This is a genomic window from Neobacillus sp. B4I6 (genome assembly GCF_050434045.1).
GTDB lineage: Bacteria > Bacillota > Bacilli > Bacillales > Cytobacillaceae > Neobacillus.
The window spans coordinates 721,273-745,020 of sequence record NZ_JBNPWB010000002.1; the positions used below are offsets into that span (position 1 = coordinate 721,273).

Annotated in this window: 27 protein-coding genes and 1 pseudogene; 23 read left to right on the forward strand and 5 right to left on the reverse strand. The window is 37.0% G+C overall.

Going from position 1 to position 23,748, the window contains the following annotated elements; genetic code table 11:
- Window positions 1–89 precede the first annotated feature (89 nt).
- Window positions 90–976 (reverse strand): annotated as a pseudogene (locus QF028_RS05470) (transposase).
- 398 nt (window positions 977–1,374) lie between these two features.
- Here QF028_RS05470 and QF028_RS05475 point away from each other — a divergent pair.
- On the forward strand, window positions 1,375–1,830 hold the full coding sequence (locus tag QF028_RS05475; protein WP_214997546.1) for a YpbF family protein: 456 nt from the start codon (window positions 1,375–1,377) through the stop codon (window positions 1,828–1,830).
- 27 nt (window positions 1,831–1,857) lie between these two features.
- Here the strand turns inward: QF028_RS05475 and QF028_RS05480 are convergent, their stop codons facing one another.
- The 3 genes from QF028_RS05480 to QF028_RS05490 are packed head-to-tail and all read right to left on the reverse strand — an operon-like array spanning window position 1,858 to window position 2,936.
- On the reverse strand, window positions 1,858–2,427 hold the full coding sequence (locus tag QF028_RS05480; protein WP_214718968.1) for a manganese catalase family protein: 570 nt from the start codon (window positions 2,425–2,427) through the stop codon (window positions 1,858–1,860).
- Between the two features lie 21 nt (window positions 2,428–2,448).
- The gene (locus QF028_RS05485) at window positions 2,449–2,709 is read right to left on the reverse strand and encodes a spore coat protein CotJB (protein WP_214718971.1); all 261 of its coding nucleotides are present in this window, start codon (window positions 2,707–2,709) and stop codon (window positions 2,449–2,451) included.
- Window positions 2,706–2,936 (reverse strand): spore coat associated protein CotJA, encoded by a 231-nt coding sequence (locus QF028_RS05490; protein WP_429464452.1) that lies wholly within the window; start codon window positions 2,934–2,936, stop codon window positions 2,706–2,708. Before QF028_RS05490 ends, QF028_RS05485 begins: the two co-directional genes overlap by 4 nt.
- Window positions 2,937–3,258: 322 nt before the next feature.
- On the opposite strand from QF028_RS05490, the gene QF028_RS05495 reads away from it, so the two are divergent.
- The 14 genes from QF028_RS05495 (at window position 3,259) to fni (ending at window position 15,846) form a co-directional block, all read left to right on the forward strand.
- Window positions 3,259–3,627: a hypothetical protein gene (locus tag QF028_RS05495; RefSeq protein ID WP_429464453.1), complete on the forward strand. Its 369-nt coding sequence runs from the start codon at window positions 3,259–3,261 to the stop codon at window positions 3,625–3,627.
- Window positions 3,628–3,651: 24 nt separating this feature from the next.
- A complete protein-coding gene (locus tag QF028_RS05500) occupies window positions 3,652–4,434 on the forward strand; it encodes a metallophosphoesterase (RefSeq protein WP_429464454.1) in 783 nt (260 codons plus the stop codon).
- Between the two features lie 75 nt (window positions 4,435–4,509).
- A complete protein-coding gene (locus tag QF028_RS05505) occupies window positions 4,510–5,091 on the forward strand; it encodes a genetic competence negative regulator (RefSeq protein WP_214718979.1) in 582 nt (193 codons plus the stop codon).
- A 242-nt stretch (window positions 5,092–5,333) separates the two neighbouring features.
- Complete coding sequence (locus QF028_RS05510; protein ID WP_429464455.1) at window positions 5,334–6,611, forward strand: Glu/Leu/Phe/Val family dehydrogenase; 1,278 nt, start codon at window positions 5,334–5,336, stop codon at window positions 6,609–6,611.
- Window positions 6,612–6,705: 94 nt separating this feature from the next.
- Entirely contained in the window at window positions 6,706–7,686 is a 981-nt protein-coding gene (locus QF028_RS05515; RefSeq protein ID WP_429464456.1) for a YpdA family putative bacillithiol disulfide reductase, read from the forward strand.
- Window positions 7,686–8,642 carry an asparaginase gene (locus QF028_RS05520; protein ID WP_429472188.1) on the forward strand — a complete coding sequence of 319 codons (957 nt, stop codon included), beginning with the start codon at window positions 7,686–7,688 and terminating at the stop codon, window positions 8,640–8,642. Before QF028_RS05515 ends, QF028_RS05520 begins: the two co-directional genes overlap by 1 nt.
- Window positions 8,643–8,756: 114 nt before the next feature.
- Complete coding sequence (prsW, locus tag QF028_RS05525) at window positions 8,757–9,446, forward strand: glutamic-type intramembrane protease PrsW (RefSeq protein WP_098931580.1); 690 nt, start codon at window positions 8,757–8,759, stop codon at window positions 9,444–9,446.
- Between the two features lie 147 nt (window positions 9,447–9,593).
- Window positions 9,594–10,433 (forward strand): spore cortex-lytic enzyme, encoded by an 840-nt coding sequence (gene sleB, locus QF028_RS05530; protein WP_429472190.1) that lies wholly within the window; start codon window positions 9,594–9,596, stop codon window positions 10,431–10,433.
- A 14-nt stretch (window positions 10,434–10,447) separates the two neighbouring features.
- Window positions 10,448–11,797: a germination protein YpeB gene (ypeB, locus tag QF028_RS05535; protein ID WP_429464457.1), complete on the forward strand. Its 1,350-nt coding sequence runs from the start codon at window positions 10,448–10,450 to the stop codon at window positions 11,795–11,797.
- A gap of 79 nt (window positions 11,798–11,876) precedes the next feature.
- Window positions 11,877–12,056, forward strand: a complete 180-nt coding sequence (locus QF028_RS05540; RefSeq protein ID WP_429464458.1) for a YpfB family protein — start codon at window positions 11,877–11,879, stop codon at window positions 12,054–12,056.
- A 158-nt stretch (window positions 12,057–12,214) separates the two neighbouring features.
- Window positions 12,215–12,889, forward strand: coding sequence for a (d)CMP kinase (gene cmk, locus QF028_RS05545; RefSeq protein ID WP_429464459.1), 675 nt, complete (start codon window positions 12,215–12,217; stop codon window positions 12,887–12,889).
- A gap of 2 nt (window positions 12,890–12,891) precedes the next feature.
- A complete protein-coding gene (locus QF028_RS05550) occupies window positions 12,892–13,473 on the forward strand; it encodes a lysophospholipid acyltransferase family protein (RefSeq protein WP_214997556.1) in 582 nt (193 codons plus the stop codon).
- A 163-nt stretch (window positions 13,474–13,636) separates the two neighbouring features.
- On the forward strand, window positions 13,637–14,776 hold the full coding sequence (gene rpsA, locus QF028_RS05555; RefSeq protein ID WP_429464460.1) for a 30S ribosomal protein S1: 1,140 nt from the start codon (window positions 13,637–13,639) through the stop codon (window positions 14,774–14,776).
- A gap of 11 nt (window positions 14,777–14,787) precedes the next feature.
- The gene (gene fni / locus QF028_RS05560; protein ID WP_429464461.1) at window positions 14,788–15,846 is read left to right on the forward strand and encodes a type 2 isopentenyl-diphosphate Delta-isomerase; all 1,059 of its coding nucleotides are present in this window, start codon (window positions 14,788–14,790) and stop codon (window positions 15,844–15,846) included.
- 28 nt (window positions 15,847–15,874) lie between these two features.
- Here fni and QF028_RS05565 read toward each other — a convergent pair whose 3' ends face one another.
- Window positions 15,875–16,021: a YpzI family protein gene (locus tag QF028_RS05565; protein WP_214997559.1), complete on the reverse strand. Its 147-nt coding sequence runs from the start codon at window positions 16,019–16,021 to the stop codon at window positions 15,875–15,877.
- A 108-nt stretch (window positions 16,022–16,129) separates the two neighbouring features.
- On the opposite strand from QF028_RS05565, the gene QF028_RS05570 reads away from it, so the two are divergent.
- The 8 genes from QF028_RS05570 to folE all read left to right on the forward strand — a co-directional run bounded on the left by QF028_RS05570 (window position 16,130) and on the right by folE (window position 23,738).
- Window positions 16,130–16,738, forward strand: a complete 609-nt coding sequence (locus QF028_RS05570) for a YphA family membrane protein (protein WP_429464462.1) — start codon at window positions 16,130–16,132, stop codon at window positions 16,736–16,738.
- Between the two features lie 222 nt (window positions 16,739–16,960).
- Window positions 16,961–18,271: a ribosome biogenesis GTPase Der gene (gene der / locus QF028_RS05575; protein ID WP_088088807.1), complete on the forward strand. Its 1,311-nt coding sequence runs from the start codon at window positions 16,961–16,963 to the stop codon at window positions 18,269–18,271.
- Window positions 18,272–18,295: 24 nt separating this feature from the next.
- Window positions 18,296–19,351 carry an NAD(P)H-dependent glycerol-3-phosphate dehydrogenase gene (locus tag QF028_RS05580; RefSeq protein WP_429464463.1) on the forward strand — a complete coding sequence of 352 codons (1,056 nt, stop codon included), beginning with the start codon at window positions 18,296–18,298 and terminating at the stop codon, window positions 19,349–19,351.
- Window positions 19,352–19,656: 305 nt separating this feature from the next.
- Window positions 19,657–19,842: a DUF2768 domain-containing protein gene (locus QF028_RS05585; protein WP_088088805.1), complete on the forward strand. Its 186-nt coding sequence runs from the start codon at window positions 19,657–19,659 to the stop codon at window positions 19,840–19,842.
- Between the two features lie 34 nt (window positions 19,843–19,876).
- A complete protein-coding gene (locus QF028_RS05590) occupies window positions 19,877–20,587 on the forward strand; it encodes a hypothetical protein (protein ID WP_214997562.1) in 711 nt (236 codons plus the stop codon).
- A 286-nt stretch (window positions 20,588–20,873) separates the two neighbouring features.
- A complete protein-coding gene (spoIVA, locus tag QF028_RS05595; RefSeq protein WP_098931601.1) occupies window positions 20,874–22,352 on the forward strand; it encodes a stage IV sporulation protein A in 1,479 nt (492 codons plus the stop codon).
- A gap of 394 nt (window positions 22,353–22,746) precedes the next feature.
- A complete protein-coding gene (hbs, locus tag QF028_RS05600; RefSeq protein ID WP_024030636.1) occupies window positions 22,747–23,019 on the forward strand; it encodes a non-specific DNA-binding protein Hbs in 273 nt (90 codons plus the stop codon).
- A 152-nt stretch (window positions 23,020–23,171) separates the two neighbouring features.
- On the forward strand, window positions 23,172–23,738 hold the full coding sequence (gene folE, locus QF028_RS05605) for a GTP cyclohydrolase I FolE (RefSeq protein ID WP_429464464.1): 567 nt from the start codon (window positions 23,172–23,174) through the stop codon (window positions 23,736–23,738).
- Window positions 23,739–23,748: the final 10 nt, after the last annotated feature.

Genomic DNA, 23,748 nt, shown 5'->3' on the forward strand with positions numbered 1-23,748 from the left:
CTCCTCGGCGCTAGCGCCTGCGGGGTCTCCCCAGCCCCGTCCTCCCGCAGGAGTCTGCGTGCCTTCCGCGGAAATCAACAGGGAGGTAATCAACCTAAAGAATTGCAACACACTTTTTCTAGCCTTGCTAATTGTGTTGCAATCTTTTTCATATTTTGGCAGGCTGCCGTAAGGAGAGCCTGTTCCCTTGCTTTCTTCAATCCCCTTAACCGGGAATAGCGAAGCCCGTGCAGCTCTTTTGAGTCTGCGAAGCTTCGCTCAATTTTTTCCTTTCTAAATTTATAAAGCATTGTTCCAGATTTAGATAAGCGATTTTCCCTTACCTTTTCCTTGTGCTCTTCCCAAACATGACGTGTCACTACTTTTCCCTTATTTTTGGAGCGTGTACATTGGGAAAGAAGTGGGCAGTTTTCACATTTCTTCGAATCAGACTTATATTCTTTATACCCTCACGGTTTGTTGTACTGTAGGGTAATTCTTGATTATTAGGACAAACGTATAGATCTCGTTTATTAGCGTTAGCCTTTAAATGAGTAGAATCCGAAAATAAGACACGACCACCTTCCATTTTGTGATTCATTGCCTGGAGAACAATCTCATCAAATATTTCCTGAAAGATATCGGTACCTTTAAAACGATGTTGGCGATTCCAACTAATCGTTGAGTCGTGTGGAACAGGATCCTTAAATTTCAGGCCTAAAAACCAGCGGTAGGCAACATTCATTTCAATTTCTCTTTGTAATTGTCGCTCGGATCGGATGCCATAAATATAACCAATAAACATCATTTTAAATAGAATAGTGGGATCGGAAGGGCGTCCGTTATCATCACTATAATAAGGACGTACCTTTTCAAGAAGGAATGAAAGATCAATATATTTATCGATTAAACGAAGAAGGTGATTGTCAGGAACCAATTCATCAATAGAAACAAATTCATATTCACTTTGGGTAGATACTCTTGGTTTAAAAAAGATTTCACCACTTAATTTTTTATTGTTTGGTTGTGTTAAGAGCAGTGTATTATTGATTTTACAGCTCTGTTGATTTGCGCGGAAGGCACGCAGACTCCTGCGGGAGTACGGGGCAGGAGAGACCCCGCAGGCGCTTCAGCGCCGAGGAGGCTCCCCGGCACGCCCGCGGAAAGCGAAGTGCCTGGAGCGCAAATCAACAGACATGTTGCAAAGCCTATATATTAATAATATTATAATAAATTAACGCGGTGAATGGTTAAAGTTATTGTAGAAAATAAGAGGCTGTCGAAAGTTTCTCGACAGCCTGAACCGATCCAAAAGTGATCGGTTTTTTTTTATAGAAAAACATAATAGAAGGGACAAGTTCATATGTATATACAGAGAAATGGAGGGTGATAAAAATGGATTCTCCAATCCAATTACTTGAAAATACTGATCAGGCAACCAAGCAGGCTCTTGAAAATGTAAGAAAACGAAAAGAAAAATTTGACCGTTTTAAAAAGCGGCATATTCTTTCAATTTGGGCCACAATTATTTTAGCAGCTAGTTTCTTAATCTATTTGTATATCACAGTTGCCAGTATTTATTCCTACTCCTTTGCTGCAATGTTTTCTGCGTTTGTAAATGACTCCAATAATTTAACATTGTTGGTTTTTTGTGTCGGAATGTACGGTACAATGAATTTACTGAAAGAAAAAAAAGACAAAGCAGAAAAGGAATATCATGAATTAAGATGTGAAATTGTCGACCGCAGTAAGGATTATTGGAAAAAAGAAGAAGAATGGAAATCACGTCACATTGTTTTTGAAATGATGAAAACAAAATATGACATAAACTTATATCATGAAAAAAAATAAGAAGCAGACTAACTGCTTCTTATTTGATTAGAAAATCGTCTTTTTACCCTGTTGGTCTTTTAAAATTTCTACTGCTTCCCGGAAACGTTGCGAATGAATGATTTCCCGTTCACGTAAGAAGCGCAGACTATCATTGATATCAGGATCATCACTTATGTTAATCAACCACTGGTAGGTAGCCCTTGCCTTTTCTTCTGCTGCAATATCTTCATATAAATCTGCAATTGGGTCACCCTTAGCGGTTATATAAGTTGCTGTAAATGGAACTCCTGCGGCATTATGGTAGTATAATGCACTATCATGGTCAGCATAATGTGCTCCCAATCCAGCTGCTTTCATTTGCTCAGGCGTGGCGTCTTTCGTTAATTTGTAGACCATTGTAGCAATCATTTCGAGGTGAGCGAACTCTTCTGTACCGATATCTGTTAGAAGGCCAATTACCTTATCCGGAATCGTGTATCGTTGGTTTAAGTATCGGAGTGCAGCAGCAAGTTCGCCGTCGGCACCCCCATATTGCTCAATTAAATATTTTGCTAAGGTTGGATTACAAGTACTGACTCGAACAGGGTATTGTAATTTTTTCTCATAAACCCACATTGAGCTCTTCCCTCCCTTTAATTAAACTTGCCACGGCCATGGGGTATCTTTCCAGTTCCATGGATATCCGGAGTAGCTATTTCCAAATTGAAGCAATGGACCAAATTGGCTTTCAAATGCCTTTTTGATACGTTTTCGTTCTTTTGCGTAATGATTGAATTGATTGATTGCCTCTAGGTCATCAGGATGGGTATCTAAATATAATGTGAGTTCTACTAAAACAAAGTCAACCGTTTGAAGCTGCTCCATTATTTGATAATATTCGGCAGGGACCTGTTTCATGTTGGCAGGCCCCCTTTTGCTTTCTCCAAGGAATTGTACCAAGGATCATAGAAGTCCTTCCAGAGCGTGCCAGCTCTCAATGCTTCTTGCGGTGAAAATTGTGGAAGATTAGGTGGTTGAAAGCCCATATATAAATGTGGCGGGATAGAGTAAGTTTTTTCAGGAATTGGCTTGCAAGGGTCAAACGGACTCGCATAAGGATGATAGGTTTTAAAGTGTGTATTCATTTTAGCCCTCCCTTTATTCAACATCATTTAATAATATGAATTTTTCGTTTTACTATGACATTTATCTTAATAAATGGGATTTATCTAAGGATTATCGAAGTATAATAGATAATGCAGACAATCAATTTTGAGGTGAACTTTTGATGAAACTGATAAACTTGTCCGAAGAATTGTTATGAAGGTTGAAAAGAAGAACAATATGGACAAATTTACAAAGAGGCTGGAAGAACATGGGTTCAGAATTTTAAGTATCGAAGAGGACCAATAACTGAATTAGGTAATATTTTCAATCCTTCTCATACATTGTATGGGAGGGATTTTTATGTATAAAAAAGTATTGACGGATTTGGTTATTTTTCTAAGTGGATATCTGCTCATTAAATGGATTACGATTCCTCATCCATTTGTCCTTTCTGAGTTCTTTATAGGGCTTGTAATAAATCCATTAAAATTTTTTATAGCTTCAGTGGTTTTTTTTATTGGATTTCTCGTTACCGGAAAAGTTATTCGTGAGCTGTTACATAGGACAAGAAAAATGGGGCAGAAACGAGAAAAATTAGGTATGAATCTTTTCTTGGAATATCTCTTCCTTTTTTTTATTTTTTTCCTTCTTTTTAAAATGGGATGGGAGCAAACCCTTGTCTTTTTTAGTTTAAGTCTTTTTTATGGTATGATTTCCATTGAACTTTAAGTTAAGAAATGGGGAAAAGGAAATATGGTTATTAGTTTAGTTGTCCTGTTTATCGGTGGTGTATGTCTTCTTATATATATGTTACGTGAAGCATTTTTAAATAAAGTAATAGAACATGAATTATCTTTTTCTGACTTTCCTAAATCTCTTGGCAGTGTTTCGATCTTTTTTATATCGGATATTCATAGGAGAAAGATATCTGATAAAATTATTAACCCTGTTAAGGGGAAGGCAAATATAGTTGTAATCGGGGGAGATTTAACAGAAAAAGGGGTTCCTTTTGAGAAAGTTAAAGCAAACTTGTTGAAACTAAAGCAAATTGGTCCTGTCTACTTTGTATGGGGAAACAATGATTATGAAGTAGATTATCATAAATTAGATGCCATCCTCCTGGAGTTAGGTATTAAAATATTAGATAACACCGCTGTGACTTTTGAATCAGCAGAGGGTGAAAAATTTTGTTTACTTGGTGTAGATGATTTAAAGCAAGACCGAGATCGTCTGGATTTAGCCTTACTAGATGCAGAAGAGAAAAGTTTTAAAATTCTAGCAAGCCATTATCCTGATATTACAAATAAGATTCTTACTGAACATGAAATTCGCTTAGTGTTATGTGGTCATACCCACGGGGGGCAAATTCATATTTTAGGATATAGTCCACATGAAAGAGGGAAAATAAAAAGATTAGATAATACCATTCTTCTTATTAGTAATGGTTATGGTACCACTACCATCCCTTTAAGGTTGGGGGCACCTGCTGAATGTCACTTGATTACACTAAAGTGGAATTCTGATATGGAAGGATAAATATAGACAATTCACCAACAGGACCCCAGGGCATACACTGAAAACAAGAGTTATGTCACGGCAGGGGGCAAAATCATGCGCTTAGAACGCTTAACGGCCAATAAAATAAAAATTTTTCTAACCTCTGATGATTTATTTGACAGGGGACTCTCCAAAGAAGATATTTGGAAAGACTCCATAAAATGGAATCAGCTTTTTCATGATTTGGTGGAAGAGGCAAGTGAGGAATTTGACGTTGATATCCAAGGTTCTGTGGCGGTAGAGGTGTTCTCCCTCCAGGCTCAAGGGATGATATTGATCATTACCGTTGATGAAGCAATTGAAGATGAGGAAATTCTATATGATGGATTTATTGAAATGCAAGTAAGGATGGAAGGTTTTGAGGACCTATTGTATGAGTTTGATGATTTTGAGGATATAATTGGTCTTTCAAAAAGACTGTCCACTGTCAATATTTTTGGTGGAAGCCTATATGCAATGCATAACCGCTATTATTTAGTAATGAATAATTTAGAAACTGAAAATAATATTAAGGCAGCTTGTGTTTTATCTGAATTTGGTAATGCTTCTATTCTAAGTCCGTACGTTTTAGCTGAGTATGGGAAACGAATAATCGAAAATAATGCGGTGGAAACTATTCTTCAATATTTCAAGTAATTTAGCTTCTTTTTAAGAAAGTAAGTTAGAAGAGGGCAACCACCGCCCTTTCAATCATTAAAAGCTTTTAAGATATAATTTGTAGCCATTGCAATTTTTAGAAATCCTTTAAAAATGCAATTGGCAACGTTTACATAATGGTTCAGGTAGTTGTTTTTTCCTCTTGCATAAATCAATTAAAGGTGTATACTTGTGTCTGAAAGCTGACAACATTCGTAGCATTTTTTTAGGGAGGATTACAAATGGTAGCCGATAAAGATAATGAAAAGACTAATCAAGAGGAAAGGCATGATGTGTTGAAATCGACACAAACCGTTATACATAAAGCCCTTGAAAAGTTAGGTTATCCTGAAGAGGTATACGAGCTCTTAAAAGAGCCATTACGTTTAATGACAGTTAAAATTCCAATTAGAATGGATGACGGTTCCATAAAAATATTTACTGGTTACCGTGCCCAGCATAATGATGCTGTGGGGCCAACAAAGGGTGGGATTCGTTTCCATCCAGGTGTGACAGAAACGGAAGTGAAAGCCCTTTCAATTTGGATGAGCTTAAAATGTGGAATTGTCGATCTTCCGTATGGCGGTGGTAAAGGCGGTATTGTCTGCGACCCTCGTGATATGTCCTTTAGAGAGCTTGAAAGATTAAGCCGGGGATACGTAAGAGCAATCAGTCAAATTGTTGGACCAACTAAAGACATTCCAGCTCCTGATGTGTTTACCAATTCGCAAATCATGGCTTGGATGATGGATGAATATAGCCGAATTGATGAATTTAATTCACCAGGTTTTATTACAGGTAAACCACTGGTTCTTGGAGGGTCACATGGACGTGAGTCTGCAACGGCAAAAGGAGTAACAATCTGTATCCAAGAGGCTGCTAAAAAGAAAGGTATTCAAATTGAGGGAGCAAGGGTTGTTATTCAAGGTTTTGGTAATGCTGGAAGCTTTTTATCTAAATTCATGCACGATGCAGGTGCAAAAGTAATTGGAATTTCTGATGCATACGGAGCTTTGCATGATCCAAATGGTTTGGATATTGATTATCTATTGGATAGACGAGATAGCTTTGGAACGGTTACAAAATTATTTAATAACACGATAACAAATAAGGAATTGCTAGAACTTGAATGCGATATTCTTGTTCCTGCTGCAATAGAAAATCAAATTACTGAAGAAAACGCTCATAATATTCGTGCAAGCATTGTGGTAGAGGCGGCAAATGGTCCTACTACACTAGAGGCGACAGAGATTTTAACAGAACGAGGAATTCTCCTTGTCCCGGATGTATTAGCATCTGCCGGTGGTGTAACCGTTTCTTATTTCGAATGGGTTCAAAATAACCAAGGTTACTATTGGTCTGAGGAAGAAGTAGAAGAAAAACTGGAAAAGGTAATGATAAAATCCTTTAACAATATTTATGACACTGCCCAAACACGCCGTGTCGATATGCGACTTGCTGCATATATGGTTGGAGTTAGAAAAATGGCAGAGGCAAGCCGTTTTAGAGGCTGGATTTAAAACTTATCCATTGAAACATAGTGAAAAAACTCCTATCATAGACGATAGGAGTTTTTTGTTATTCTGTATGATTGTTTTAAGGGGTGTACTTATTATGCAAATAGAAGATATCATTATTGTTGGCGGTGGCCCATGTGGTTTAGCAGCGGCGATTGCAGTTCAGGATATAGGGAAAAAACCACTTATTATTGAAAAAGGAAATGTGGTGAATTCAATTTATCACTACCCTACACATCAAACATTTTTTAGTACAGCAGAAAAATTAGAAATTGGCGAAGTACCCTTTATTACAGAACATTATAAGCCTAAAAGAAATCAGGCGCTTGTTTATTATCGAGAAGTTGCCAAACGGAAACAGTTACGAATAAATGCGTTTGAAAAAGTTACCAGTGTATCAAAACAAGGTGAGCTGTTTCATGTTTTTACCAATAAAAATACTTATTGTGCCCGCTATGTAATCATCGCAACCGGTTATTATGATCATCCCAATTATATGGAGGTACCTGGTGAAAATTTATCAAAGGTATTTCACTATTTTAAAGAAGCCCATCCCTTTTATGATAAAGATGTTTGTGTGATTGGTGGGAAAAATTCTAGTGTTGACGCTGCAATAGAACTTGTGAAGGCTGGAGCGAGAGTGACCGTTTTATATCGTGGTGAAAAATACTCTCCAAGTATAAAGCCATGGATTCTTCCTGAATTTGAAGCGTTGGTCCGGGCGGGAACCATTTTGATGGAATTTAACGCTACCCTAAAAGAAATAACGGAAAATCAAGTTGTATATATAAAAGACCATAACGAAAATGTGATAAGCAATGATTTTGTTTTTGCAATGACAGGCTACCATCCAGATCATCAATTTTTACGGAACATGGGTGTAAAAATAGATGGGGAATCAGGGCGCCCCTTCTTTAATGCAGATACAATGGAGACAAATATTGAGGGGATATATATAGCAGGTGTAATTGCGGCAGGAAATAACGCAAATGAAATATTCATTGAAAATGGCAGGTTCCACGGTGGGGAAATTGCTTGCTCAATCCTAGAAAAAGATGCAAAAAGGGTGACAAAATGATGAAAAAAGTTGTCTTATTAACAACAGGTGGAACAATAGCAAGCAAGCCAAATAAAGATTCAGGAAAATTAGCCTCAGGTGCGTTAACTGGTGAAGAGCTCGCTAGTATGTGTAATTTGCCAAAGGACATTGAAGTCGTTATTGAATCTGTTTTTCAAAAAGCTAGTATTCATATCACATTTGATGATTTAATTTTATTAAAAAACAAAATTGAGGACTATTTTAAGGATGAAGATGTTTCAGGCGTGGTTGTCACACATGGAACGGATACAATGGAAGAAACATCCTATTTTCTTGATTTAACAATTAAAGACCCAAGAACTGTTGTCGTTACAGGTTCCCAGCGCTCGCCAGAGGATTTAGGCAGCGATGTGTATATTAATTTGCGTCATGCCATTTATTGTGCTTGTTCTCATGATTTAAGGGATGCTGGCACCGTTGTCGTTTTTAATGAACGAATATTTGCTGCAAGATATGTAAAAAAAGAACATGCATCCAATATCCAGGGTTTCAATGCATTTGGATTTGGCTATCTTGGCATTATTGATAACGATCAAGTTCATGTTTTTCAAAAACCAATTAAAAGAGAGTATTTTCAAATAGAATCATCTATTCCTCAAGTCGAAATCATTAAATGCTATATTGGAGCTGATGGGAAATTTATTAAGGCAGCTCGAGAGGCGGGGATTGCTGGAATTGTCCTAGAAGGAGTGGGACGTGGTCAGGTTGCCCCTAAAATGATGGAAGAAATTGAAAAAGCTATTGCAGCGGGAATTAAACTGGTTGTCACTACTAGCGCAGAAGAGGGTTCAGTATACACAACCTATGATTATGAAGGAAGTGCCTTTGATCTTTTTAATAAGGGAGTTATTCTAGGGAGTGACAACGACTCTAAAAAAGCAAGAATTAAATTGGCTGTTGCCCTTGCTAGCAATTTGAAGGAAATTAAATTTTAAGCTAACCAAAGGTCAAACGGTTGAAGTCAGCTTAATAAATGGAATGAATCTTTCATTTTCTTTATAGAGAATACATGATACGATTAAGAAAATGGATTGGAAAAGAGGTTCATCATGCTGGGAATATTATCCGCCGGAATTGCCCCCGGACTGGCCTTACTTAGTTATTTTTATTTAAAAGATGAATATGACTCAGAGCCAATTTCCTTCGTTCTAAGGACATTTATGTACGGAGCTCTTCTTGTGTTTCCAATCATGTTTATCCAGCATGTACTTGAAACAGAACATATAATTAAATCTGATCTTTTCAATGCGTTTCTTAGCTCAGGTCTATTTGAAGAGTTTTTCAAATGGTTTATCCTCTTTTATGTTGTCTATCAGCATGTAGAGTTTGATGAACCCTTTGATGGAATTGTCTATGGAGTAGCTGTTTCACTTGGTTTTGCTACAATAGAGAATGTCTTCTATTTAATAGCTAATGGAATCGAACATGCGGTAACACGTGCATTATTACCTGTTTCAAGTCACGCTCTATTTGGTGTAATTATGGGCTTTTATATTGGAAAAGCAAAGTTTACAGAAGGGAATAAAGCTAAATGGGTTATATTTTCCCTTCTCTTACCATTTCTTCTGCACGGTGCATACGATTTTATCTTAATTTCCCAAGAAAATTGGCTCTTTATTATTTTTCCTTTTATGATTTTTCTTTGGTGGTTTGGACTTAGGAAAGTGAAAAAAGCTAAAATATTAAGTGCCAATCATATGAAAAAACAATATGCTGTCCAAAAAACCCTTCACTTGTAAAGGGTTTTTTTATTTATTCTCATTAAAATGGAATAAAAACACCATTTAAACAAAAAATAGGGTTACTGATAAAAGATTTACAATGGGGGTTAATATTCCATGATAAAGAAAAAAATCCTGCTAAAATTTTTCATACTAATCTTTCTTATGTTTGGGACATCTTCTTTTATTGAGAGCAAGGAGGTCAGAGCTTTCTCTAATCAGATTATCCAAAAAGGTGCAGTTGGTGATGATGTCATTGAACTGCAATCCAGGCTCCAGTATATTGGATTTTACCATGGGGAGATTGATGGGGTATTCGGATGGAGTACGTATTGGGCGTTAAGAAATTTTCAATATGAATTTGGGCTGCCAATTGATGGATTGGCGGGGTGGCCAACAAAATTAAAACTAGCCAATGCAAGCAAATACAATGAACAGTTTGTAAAAAAACAAATAAACTCAGGTAACAAATTTACACATTACGGTGGGGTAGATGAAAGTAAACAAAGTGCCCCTAATCCAACAAACAAAGCACCAGCAAAACAAACACCCAAAAAAACAGCTCCACCAGAAAATACAGCTCAAAAAAACACAGCACCAAAAAATGGGACACCCAAAAAGCCAACAGCTGCTAACATACCAAATGGTTATTCACAAAATGATATCCAATTGATGGCTAATGCCGTTTATGGAGAATCAAGGGGCGAACCTTATACAGGTCAAGTTGCTGTTGCAGCTGTTATTCTCAATAGGGTAAATAGTTCAACATTTCCTAATACAGTTGCAGGAGTAATTTTTGAGCCTGGTGCTTTCACGGCTGTTGCTGATGGGCAAATTTGGCTAACACCAAATGAAAATGCTAAGAAAGCCGTAATAGATGCAATCAATGGTTGGGATCCAACTGGAGAGGCATTATACTATTTTAACCCAGATACTGCTACTAGCGGCTGGATATGGGGACGACCTCAAATAAAACAAATCGGGAAACATATTTTTTGCAAGTAGAGAGGTGAATAGAATTGATTAGAGGAATATTAATAGGTGTTCTCGCTGTAGGTGTCGCGGGAACAGCCTATTGGGGCTACCAAGAACATCAGGAAAAAAATGCAATATTAATAAATGCAGAAAATACTTATCAACGAGCATTCCATGATCTTTCCTATCAAGTGGATTTATTACACGATAAGATTGGAACAACCCTTGCAATGAATTCAAGGCAATCCTTGTCTCCATCGTTAATTGAGGTATGGAGGATTACTTCAGAAGCACATAGTGATGTAGGGCAACTGCCGTTAACATTACTACCTTTTAACAAGACGGAGGAATTCTTGGCCAAAATTGGAAACTTCAGCTATCGAACCGCTGTTAGAGATTTAGACAAGGAACCATTGTCAAAGGATGAATACAACACTTTAAAGGTACTTTATAAGCAGTCTGGTGATATTCAGGATGACCTTCGAAAAGTACAGCATATGGTACTCAAAAATAACCTTCGCTGGATGGATGTTGAACTTGCCCTGGCTTCTGGCAAGGAATCTACGGATAATACAATAATTGACGGCTTTAAATCTGTAGAAAAGACAGTGACAGGCTATGAAGGATCGGACTTGGGCCCAACTTTTGTAAATATGCAAAAAAAGGATGAAAATTTTAAAAAAATAAAAGGAAAAACGATTTCCAAGCAAGAAGCCATTAAGATCGCTAAAAAGTATATGAAAATTGATGGGAATTCCGAAGTGAAAGTTACTGAAAATGGAAAAGGTTCCGATTATGGTTTTTATAGTGTTTCCATAAAAAATAAGAAAACCGGTGATGAAGGCAGTATGGACATTACCAAAAAAGCGGGACACCCAATTTGGTTTATTAACCATCGAGATGTAAAAAAACAAGTTCTCAGTTTAAATGATGCTGATAATAAGGCGGCGACTTTTCTAAAAGAAACAGGTTTTAAAGATTTAGAGATATTTGAAAGCACACAATATGACAATATCGGTGTTTTCAATTTTGTTTCAAAAATAAATGGTATTAGAATTTACCCTGAATCGATTAAAGTTAAAGTTGCTTTGGACAATGGCGATATTATTGGTGTATCCGCTGAGGAGTATTTAAAATCTTTTCAGACAAGGAAAATAGAAAAGCCTGCTATTTCTTTAGAACAAGCCCGAGCAAAGGTGAATCCTAACTTTAAAGTAATGGAAGACCGGCAGGCAATTATAATAAATGACCTTAACAAAGAGGTGCTTTGTTATGAGTTCCTTGGGACCATCGATGATGATACCTATCGTATTTTTATTAATGCAAAAAGCGGTGTAGAAGAAGATGTTGAAAAAATGAAGAATGCTGAGACGGTATATGAAGACGTGATATAAGGAAGAGCAATTGCTTTTCCTTATATTTTTTTCAAATAACTCCAATAATAAATATATATTGATTGGTGGAGTGGATGTTATGAAAAAGGTAGAAAGTGTTTTAATTAAAGTTGTCATCATACAGTTTATTTTTCTATTTTTTGCACAGTTATTTTTTCATCAGTTGAATGTCTTTCCTCAAGTAAAACAATTGACAAAATACGAAGGGGTAAATGAAAATACATATACTGATATTCTTGAAACCTTCCAAGGAAAATGAGAAAGCAGGCCTGCCTGCTTTCTTTTGATTGAACATAATTATAATTGTCATTAAATTTCATTTTTATAGTCGTAAATAAAAGAGGCATTGACATATCTTGTGGTAAAATAAATAGTAGACAACATCTGAGATAATCATGATGGCAAATAGGAGGATTTATGGAAAAAAAAATATCAATCGCAATAGACGGCCCTGCTGCAGCCGGTAAGAGTACAGTTGCAAAAATTGTAGCAGAAAAACTTTCTTATATATATATCGATACTGGTGCTATGTACCGGGCATTAACATATAAGGCAATAGTTAATCAGCTAAATATAGAAGATGAAGATTCATTATTAGAGACATTATTATCTACGGATATTAAATTGCAGCCTTCTGAGAGTGGACAATTAGTATATCTAGACGATCGGGATGTGACAGATGAGATTCGTTTTGCTGAAGTAACTAATTCTACTTCATATGTTGCTAAACATCAGAAGGTCCGTGAAGAAATGGTCAGAAGACAACAAGCTTTTGCCTCTGAAGGCGGAGTTGTAATGGATGGTAGGGACATCGGGACACATGTATTGCCAGGTGCAGAGGTAAAGGTATTCTTACTTGCTAGTGTCGAGGAAAGAGCTGAGAGGCGTCATATTGAAAATGTCCAAAAAGGATTTCCATCCGACTTAGAAAAGTTGAAAGAAGAAATTGCTCGTAGAGATAAAATCGACTCAGAGAGAGAAATAGCACCACTGAAAAAAGCCGATGATGCAATTGAAATTGATACAACCTCTTTGACAATTCCTGATGTTGTTGAAAAAATAATGACGTTGGTGCACGAAAGGATTGGATAAGTGTGACGTTTTATGCGTTTGCAAGGTCAGTTATATATGGAGTTTTTAAGCCATGGTACAGGATTGAAGCCATCGGACGTGAAGATTTCCCGAAAGAGGGTGGGGTTCTTCTTTGTTCTAATCATATCCATAATTTCGATCCTATGGTTGTAGGAATCATGGCACCACGCCCTATTCACTATATGGCAAAAGAAGAGATTTTTTCCGTTCCTGTTTTAGGTAATATTGTTAGGAAATGCAATGCATTTCCGGTTAAAAGGGGATTTAACGATCGTGAAGCACTTAGAACAGGTTTAAAGATTTTAAAGGATGGTCATGTTTTCGGTCTTTTTCCAGAGGGAACAAGGAGTAAGAATGGGGAACTAGGAAAAGGACTTTCCGGGGCGGGATTTTTTGCTCTAAGATCAACAGCAGCAGTTGTACCTTGTGCTATTATTGGACCGTATAGAAGTTTCCGAAAATTAAAGGTCGTCTATGGACAACCCATTGACCTGGAAGAAATGAGAAAAGAGAAAGCTTCAGCAGAACAAGTTACTGAATTAATTATGTCAAAGATTGAAAAACTTAAAAAAGAACATCAATAGGTTCTGCTTGACAAAAAAGACTATTTGTAAGAAGTTAATGGAAAGAGTTTTTTTTTGAAAATTCACTGCTTTTAGGTTTGTTTTATATATGTTGTATGCTGCGTGGCATTCACCAGTTCATATATAGAATTTTTAGGAGTAAATGGATTAAGGAGGAATACATATGTCGGAAGAATTAAATCAAGTAGAAGTGAGAAACTTTGAAATCGGGGATAAAGTGACAGGACAAGTTACTAAAGTAGAAGAAAAGCAGGTGCTCGTGGATATCCAAGGCAGCAAACTTGATGGAATCATCCCAATCAGTGAACTTTCAAGCCTGCATATTGAAAAAGCATCAGATGCAGTCGCAGATGGTGATGAATTAGAATTAGAAGTTTTAAAAGTAGAGGAAGAAGCGATCATCCTATCCAAAAGGAAAGTAGATGCAGAAAAAGCATGGGAGAGTTTAGAAAAACAATTCCAAAGTGGAGAAGTTTTTGAAGCCGAGGTTAAAGACGTCGTAAAAGGCGGCCTTGTTGTTGATCTCGGAGTTCGTGGTTTTGTACCAGCATCCCTCGTTGAAGCTCATTTTGTAGAAGATTTCAGCGATTATAAAGGCCGTATCCTAACCTTTAAAATTGTAGAACTTGATAAGGAAAAGAATCGATTAATTCTTTCTCATCGAGCTGTTGTAGAACAAGAAAAAGGCAAACAAAAACAAAATCGCCTAAGTGCTGTTCAAGTTGGCCAAATTATCGATGGTACAGTTCAAAGAATCACTGATTTTGGGGCATTTGTAGACATTGGCGGCATTGATGGTCTTGTTCATATTTCCCAATTATCTTATGAGCACATCGATAAGCCATCTGATGTAGTTCAAGAAGGGCAACAAGTACAGGTTAAGGTATTGAGTGTTGATCGTGATAATGAAAGGATTTCTTTATCGATTAAAGAAACACTTCCTGGACCTTGGTCAAATATTTCCGAAAAAGCACCAAAAGGTACCGTTTTAAAAGGAAAAGTGAAAAGATTGGTTTCATATGGTGCATTTGTCGAAGTATTTCCAGGTGTTGAAGGGCTGGTTCATATCTCTCAAATTGCCCATAAACACATCGGTACACCACATGAAGTATTAAAAGAAGGACAGGAAGTAGATGTCAAAGTTCTTGAGGCAAATGAGTCAGATCAACGTTTATCCTTAAGCATTAAAGAACTTCTTGAAAAAGAGTATGAGGAAAACCATGACTATGAACTTCCTGAAGAGTCAAAAGGCTTTCAGCTTGGAGAAGTTATTGGAGATAAATTAAAGAATCTAGGAAAATAATGGTGATTTAAGTGTCTAGATCTGAACGAAAATGGGACCACATTCGTTATGCCCTTGATAATAGGAAACATCATGCTTCAGCTTTCGATGATATAAAATTTATTCACCAGGGATTACCGAATATCGGTGTGTTCGATGTTGGATTAGACCATGAAATTGGCGGACTTTATTTAAGTTCGCCAATTTTTATCAATGCCATGACCGGTGGTGGTGGTGAAAAAACTTATCGTATCAATAAAGAGCTGGCAATAGTAGCTAAAAATACCGGTTTAACAATGGCTGTTGGGTCACAAATGGCTGCATTAAAAGATAAAACTCAAAAATACACCTATGAAATTGTCCGTAAAGAGAATCCCAAAGGTGTTATTATTGCAAATTTAGGGAGTGAAGCCTCACCAGACGACGCAAAAGCTGCTATCGAGATGGTTGAAGCAAATGCCCTGCAAATACACTTAAATGTAATTCAAGAATTAACTATGCCAGAGGGAGATCGGAATTTTTCTGGTGCACTTAAAAGAATTGAATCCATTGTTAAAGAGCTAACAGTCCCTGTTATTGTGAAAGAAGTTGGTTTCGGTATGGCAAAGGAAACTGTTCATTCACTTTCGTCAATTGGTGTTAAAGTGGTTGATGTGGGCGGCTCTGGGGGAACAAATTTTGCTGAAATTGAAAATAAGCGCAGGGAAAAATCTCTGTCTTTTTTTAATCAATGGGGAATCCCGACGGGTGTATCTATTCTTGAAGCAACGTCAGTTTCTAATCATCTATCCATCATTGGCTCGGGGGGATTTATGTCAGCGCATGATATTGCAAAAGGAATAGCGATTGGAGCAGATGCGGTTGGCATGGCAGGTTATTTCTTGAAAATTCTTGTTAAAGATGGGATAGAAACGTTACAGAAAGAAATCGAAATCCTTCATGAGGAATTAAAAATGATTATGACTGCTTTAGGTACAAAGACAGTTTCAGATTTAAAAAATGCACCACTAATAATATCTGGCGAAACCTATCATTGGTTAAATCAAAGAGGCATAGATACAAAACAATTTGCCCAGCGCACCAATAAATAAAAGCTCCCGCTTTCGCGAGAGCTCTTTTTTATTTATCATATTTTCCATCATTTAAATCTCTTGCTTCCTCAGGACTTGATAATTTTGTCGAGCCAGGATAATGTAATGCCTGATCACGATCTGACTCCACTCTTCTACTTTCGCGTAACTTTTGTTCTTGTCGGTCTTTTCCCATTCCTACACACCTCCTCTTAATAAGATGATTCACACAGGAAATATTATTCAAGGAAGTATGAAACTACATAAAGATTACCAATAATGAAAATAATAGGAGGTGTATGAGTTGGAAGGGTTACTCTTTTATTGGAGCTGTTGGGCCTTTTGGATTTACTTAACATTTATTTTAGAAAAACAAAACCCATTTCGAGTTAAACTTGCTGCTATCGTTTTAATTGCACTAATATTATCAAATATTCAATTTATGGTAGGTGAATTTGAAATACAAGCAAGTGGATTATTTATTTTAGGTATCTGTTATTTATTCATTAGCCAGGAAAAACGAGGAGGAATAATTTACTTTTTTATTTGTTCATTCATAATAACAATCGCATATGTAACCTTCCATTTATTTGAGATATTTGATCCAATTTGGATCGTTTTTAAGAAGGAATGGATGATGGGTATAGCATTGTGGTATTTAGCCATACTATTGCAAAAAACTTTAAAAGGGAGATTGATCATAATTTTTGCAGGTGGAATGCAGGGAGAGATTTTATATGCATATATATTAAATAAATTCCAATTTCCCTATTTGATTGGGGAATTTGCCTATTTAGATGTTTGTTCGTTAACGGCACTTTTGCTTGCAGGATGGAGTACATTGGAAAACGCTGGTACAATATTGCAAAATCATTTTCATTTCTTTGAAAAAGGAAAGCAAAAATCCTCGTAATTTAGAATCTTGTCAAGCTTCCCCATTGCGGGAAAGGAGTTTCATTGATAATATAATATAGTTAGGCCCTTCTAGATGACAGAAGGGTTTCTTTACTTAATAAGAACTATAGGGAATTATCCCGCATTAACGGGAAGTAAGACCCCCACTGAAGGAAGTTTCACTCTATGCTAACATACTAAATTGTATTTGATTATAGAAAAGAAAGGATGGCGATTGTAATTGGTTAAACCTGTTATTGCCATTGTAGGACGGCCCAACGTAGGAAAATCAACTATTTTTAATCGAATTGTCGGTGAACGTATTTCCATTGTTGAGGACATTCCAGGAGTTACAAGAGATCGTATTTATAGTTCAGGTGAGTGGTTAACACATGACTTTAACGTGATTGATACTGGTGGTATAGATATTGGTGACGAACCTTTTTTAGAGCAAATCCGCCAACAAGCGGAAGTTGCGATTGATGAGGCTGATGTTATTATCTTCTTAACAAATGGACGAGAAGGGGTAACAGCAGCCGATGAAGAAGTGGCAAAAATATTATATAAGTCTAAAAAACCGGTTGTATTAGCTGTAAATAAAATAGATAATCCTGAAATGCGTGAAGATATCTATGATTTTTATTCATTAGGGTTTGGTGAGCCTATTCCAATTTCAGGGGCACATGGACTAGGGTTAGGTGACTTATTGGATGAAGCAGCAAGACATTTTCCAAAAAACAAACCTATTGAATATGGTGAAGATGTAGTCAAATTTTCCTTAATTGGGCGGCCAAATGTAGGGAAATCCTCATTGGTAAATGCTATATTAGGCGAAGAACGTGTAATCGTAAGTGATATTGCCGGTACAACTCGTGATGCAGTCGATTCTCCATATACATTTAATGGGGGAAAATATGTCATAATTGATACAGCAGGAATTAGGAAAAAAGGTAAGGTATATGAGAGTACGGAAAAATATAGTGTCCTCCGTGCACTAAGGGCAATTGAACGTTCTGACGTTGTTCTTGTTGTAATTAACGCCGAAGAAGGAATCATTGAACAGGACAAAAAGATAGCTGGGTATGCACATGAAGCCGGCAGGGCTATCGTTATTGTTGTAAATAAGTGGGACGCTATTGAAAAAGATGAGAAGACCATGAAGGAACTTGAACACAAGATCAGGGAACATTTCTTATTTCTTAGTTATGCTCCAATTGTGTTTTTATCCGCAAAAACAAAAAAACGAATCCATACACTTCTGCCAATGATCAACACTGCTAGTGAAAACCACTCGATGAGGGTTGAAACAAGTGTCCTTAATGATGTCATCATGGACGCAGTAGCAATGAATCCGACCCCAACAGACAATGGCAGACGCTTAAAATTATATTATACAACCCAAGTGGCTGTTAAACCGCCGACCTTTGTTGTGTTTGTAAACGAACCTGAATTATTGCACTTTTCCTATGAACGCTTCCTAGAGAACAGAATTAGAGATGCTTTTGGATTTGAAGGAACTCCTATCAAAATTTTTGCAAGAGAAAGAAAATAAAAGATAAGGTGGGTGTGATTTAAATTGAATGCTACTAAAACTGCAATAGCTGTTATCGGAGCTGGAAGCTGGGGAACCGCATTGGCAATGGTCCTTGCGGACAATGGACATGAAGTCCGTCTTTGGAGCCATAACGAGGTTCAGGTGAAAGAAATTAATGAAGAGCACACAAATAAGAAATATTTGCCTGAGATCGTTCTTTCAGAATTAATTGTGGGGTATGCTTCATTAAGTGATACATTAGCGGGAGTGGATACAATTATATTAGCTGTTCCCACGAAAGCAATCCGTGAGGTAATTGGAAAAATCCGTACCGTGCAAGCTGGTCCGGTTTTGATCGCACACGTAAGTAAAGGAATCGAACCTGATTCATTAATGCGTATATCAGAAATAATAAGAGAAGAAATGCCCAAAGAATTGCTAAAAGGTGTCGTTGTTCTGTCTGGTCCTAGTCATGCTGAAGAAGTAAGCCTTCGTCACCCAACAACGGTAACCGTTACTTCAGAAAATATGGCTGCCGCAGAAAAAGTACAGGATTTATTCATCAACAACAATTTTCGAGTGTACACGAATTCAGATATCATCGGTGTTGAAATAGGTGGTGCATTAAAAAATATTATTGCACTTGCAGCGGGTATTACAGATGGACTTGGTTATGGTGATAATGCAAAAGCAGCCTTAATGACACGAGGATTAGCTGAAATTGCTCGTCTAGGTACCAAAATGGGAGCCAATCCATTAACTTTTTCAGGCCTAGCAGGAATAGGTGATTTAATTGTTACATGTACAAGCGTCCATTCAAGGAACTGGAGAGCGGGAAACCTATTAGGTAAAGGGAAAACCCTTAATGAGGTTTTGGATAACATGGGGATGGTTGTAGAGGGTGTGAGAACCACCAAAGCGGCTTATCAGTTAGCGAAAAAGTATGATGTAAATATGCCAATAACCTTTGCGCTATATGATGTCTTATTTAACGGGAAGAACGCAATAGACGCTGTAGATGTATTAATGGCACGTGGAAAGACCCACGAAATGGAAGATTTGGTTAATGTTTTAGATGAAAGGAATATTGAAGACTAAAAAATGTCCCAAATGTCATTAAATGGGGGCGGGCAGTGTTACTGCTCATGAATATTTTTATTAATAAATAGGCGTTCTAAAGAGGCGCTTTGTGTCTAGATTGCATACAATGCAACGAAGCAACCTGGTAGTTTGACGCTGGAGTATGGGTTATTTAGTCTTTAAAGCTGAAGTAAAGAATTCGCCCCTCTTTACTTCGGTTTTTTTTTGGTGAGGAAGAGAACATGAAAGGTTTTAGTTTAAAATTTTTCTAGAAAAGTTATAGCTTGTGATATAATTAATTTTCGAAAAAGGGGGAGTTTAGTGTGTCACCAGCAATGTTTAAAATGTGGGTGTCAATTGCTGGAATGGGGTTTATGTTCCTTGCGATTATGACAATTTATTTCAGCAGATATAAGTTAAAAGGAGTATTTCGAATTATTACTGCAATTATCGCTTACTTATTAATGATTGTTTCTGGCCTAACGCTTCTTATAGTTTTCTTAACATAATCAGGGTTAAATACATAAATAAAGTGGTGATCAAATGAAATGGAATGTGCTCGGTTGTTTTCTAGCTTTAACCGCTTTTTTACTGGCAGGATGCATGTATCCTCAAGAGGAATTAGCGAAGAATCAAATCCCTTATCGAGATCAAATTCAAGCTGTTCAAACCGCTGTGGATGCCTTTAGAGAGGAAAATAGCGGAATCCTTCCAATAAAAACAAAAGAAGCGGAAACGCCGATTTATCAGAAGTATCCAATTGAATTTAAAAAAATCACTCCAAAATATATCGCGGAGCCGCCAGGAAATGCTTATGAAAATGGGGGGGTCTTCCAATATGTACTCGTAGATGTGGAGACCAAGCCGACTGTAAAATTATTTGATTTAAGAATAACAGATGTGATACGAGATATTAAATTACGAATTAAAACAAAAGGGTATCCACCATATAAAAAGCAAATTGCTAAAAATGTTTTTTCCCTTGATTTTAAACAGCTAGGATATAAAAAGGATCCTTTCATTGTCAGTCCGTTTACTAATCAAAATTTATCTTTTGTCATAACTGGTAGTGCAGAAGTATATGTAGATTATCGCCCGGATTTATACCAAGCAATGAAAAAAACGGACGAGAAGGTAAAATCAGGGGAGGATATTCGCTCAATTTTAGTGAATGATTCAATGTTTGTGCCTGCCTATTCCTTGCCATATACATGGGATTCTAAGACGAAAGAACCAGTATTTTTAGAAGAATAATGTGCTTATTCTTATATTTAGTCATAACCCTTTTCCTATGAAATATATTGTAGGAGAAGGGTTTTTTTTGCTAATGCCAAAGAAAAAAATATATTGAAACCCTCCATTAAATCAAATGTTCAGACACTACAGATACAAGAGAACTTAGTGAATTTTTAATAAGGGGGTAAAAAAGTTTTCGAAAAGTGTCATAACATTATAGGACAACGTCATAAACATATACTGTCCAAAAATACCTAAAATGGATGTTTAATCCCACTTTACTCTATGATCGGGAGGGGATCACTTGGAAAAGGTTGATATTTTTAAAGATATTGCCGAAAGAACAGGCGGTGATATTTATTTAGGGGTAGTAGGAGCAGTACGGACTGGAAAATCTACATTTATTAAAAAATTTATGGAGCTGGTCGTGTTACCGAATATAAACAGTGAAGCTGAGAGGTCACGGGCACTGGATGAACTGCCTCAAAGCGCTGCAGGAAAAACAATTATGACAACTGAACCGAAATTCGTGCCTAATCAAGCAGCAACTGTTCATGTTGATGATGGATTAAATGTCAATATTAGGCTAGTTGATTGTGTTGGTTATACAGTGCCAGGTGCTAAAGGCTATGAGGATGAAAATGGACCAAGAATGATTACTACCCCATGGTATGAGGAACCAATTCCTTTCCATGAAGCTGCTGAAATTGGCACTAGGAAAGTCATTCAGGAGCATTCCACTATTGGTGTGGTTGTTACAACGGATGGGACAATAGGTGAGATTCCAAGAAGTAACTATATTGAGGCAGAAGAAAGAGTTATTAACGAACTGAAGGAAGTTGGCAAACCGTTCATCATGGTTGTTAACAGTGCTCAGCCCTACCATCCAAGCACTGAAACGCTAAGATCGAGTTTAGCAGAAAAATATGATATCCCGGTAATTGCCATGAGTGTTGAAAGTATGCGCGACAGTGATGTTCTGAATGTCCTCCGTGAAGCACTTTACGAGTTCCCTGTCCTTGAAGTCAATGTGAATTTGCCAAGCTGGGTTATGGTTCTAAGAGAAAATCATTGGCTTCGTGAAAGCTATCAAGATGCTGTCAAGGAAACTGTAAAAGATATCAAGAGATTAAGAGATGTTGATCGAGTTGTCCAACATTTTAGTGAGTTTGAATTTATTGAAAGAGCTGGATTAGCAGGAATTGAAATGGGCTCAGGGGTTGCTGAAATTGATTTAATTGCCCCAGATGAATTGTATGATGATATATTAAAAGAAATCGTTGGGGTAGAAATCCGCGGGAAAGATCATCTGCTCGAATTAATGCAGGATTTTGCCCATGCTAAAGCAGAGTATGATCACATTGCTGATGCCTTAAAAATGGTGAAACAAACGGGTTACGGAATTGCCTCACCAACACTTTCTGATATGAGTCTTGAAGAGCCGGAAATTATTCGTCAAGGTGCCCGGTTTGGCGTAAGGCTTCGTGCTGTAGCACCATCGATTCATATGATCAAAGTGGATGTGGAATCTGAATTCGCCCCAATTATTGGTACGGAAAAACAAAGTGAGGAGCTTGTAAGATACTTAATGCAGGATTTCGAAGATGACCCGTTATCCATTTGGAATTCAGACATCTTTGGCCGCAGCTTAAGCTCCATTGTTCGTGAGGGTATCCAAGCAAAGCTGAGCTTAATGCCAGAAAATGCAAGATATAAACTTAAAGAAACGTTAGAGAGAATTATCAACGAAGGCTCAGGCGGCTTAATTGCCATTATTCTATAGGCTCTGACTCCTAATCGGGGTCTTTTTTTTGTGGAAATGAGGGTGTCGTATTTTTGTTTTCACGGACAATAGTTGGAAAAATCTACCAAAATGGGCAAAATAAGTAGAATTTTGTTGAACAAAAGAAAAGATTACCATTATTTAATGAAATCTTCTTGATATGCTGAATTGATTATGATAATCTTTAAACTGAATTACGTTATAGTGTTTGAACCCTTATTTCATAAGGGTTTTCCTTGAAAAAATAGATTTGAGTTACCAATTTAGTTATTTAAGGTTACTTTGGTAATAAAACCGAGCTATGACGTATAGAAATCAGAAAAATTGTTTAGAAATGTAGATAAGTAATCTTATTTACGAATCTTGATAATTTCTTTGGGAGGAGGTGAATGGCATGAACAAGACAGAACTTATTAATGCAGTTGCTGAAGCAAGCGAGCTTTCAAAAAAGGACGCTACTAAAGCAGTTGATGCTGTTTTTGATGCGATTTTAGATGCTTTAAAAAATGGTGATAAAGTACAATTAATCGGTTTTGGAAACTTTGAAGTACGTGAGCGTGCAGCTCGTAAAGGTCGTAACCCTCAAACAGGTGAGGAAATCGAAATCGCTGCTAGCAAAGTTCCAGCTTTTAAACCAGGTAAAGCGCTTAAAGACGCAGTAAAATAATTACATAAATTTATTGCAAGAGGCGAATGCTTAAGTAAAAAGGTCATGGTAAAGTCCATGGCCTTTTTTCTACTTTTTTGCTTGAACTAAAAAGATTGTGCTAATATGTATTTGTCATATATACTTGACTGAACAATAGGGGGAATTTTAATATGTCACAAGTGAATCGTGCCCAAATTGAAGAAGCGGTACGTTTAATATTAGAAGCAATCGGTGAAGACCCAAACCGCGAAGGACTGCTTGATACACCTAAACGTGTAGCAAAAATGTATGAAGAAGTTTTTAGTGGATTAAATGAGGATCCGAAGAAGCATTTTGAAACCATCTTTAGTGAAGATCACGAAGAATTGGTATTGGTTAAAGATATCCCTTTTTATTCTATGTGTGAACACCATCTCGTTCCTTTCTTTGGTAAAGCACATGTAGCCTACATCCCGAAAAATGGTCATGTTACTGGATTGAGTAAATTGGCAAGAGCTGTAGAAGCCGTAGCAAAAAGACCTCAACTCCAAGAACGGATTACTTCCACGATTGCTGATAGCATGATGGAAAAATTAGAACCGCACGGAGTGATGGTGGTTGTCGAAGCGGAACATATGTGTATGACCATGCGCGGTGTAAAAAAGCCAGGGTCTAAAACAGTAACCACTGCAGTCCGCGGTGTTCTTGCTGACGATGCGATTGCTCGGGCTGAAGTGCTATCTTTAATAAAATATTAGTCTAATTTAC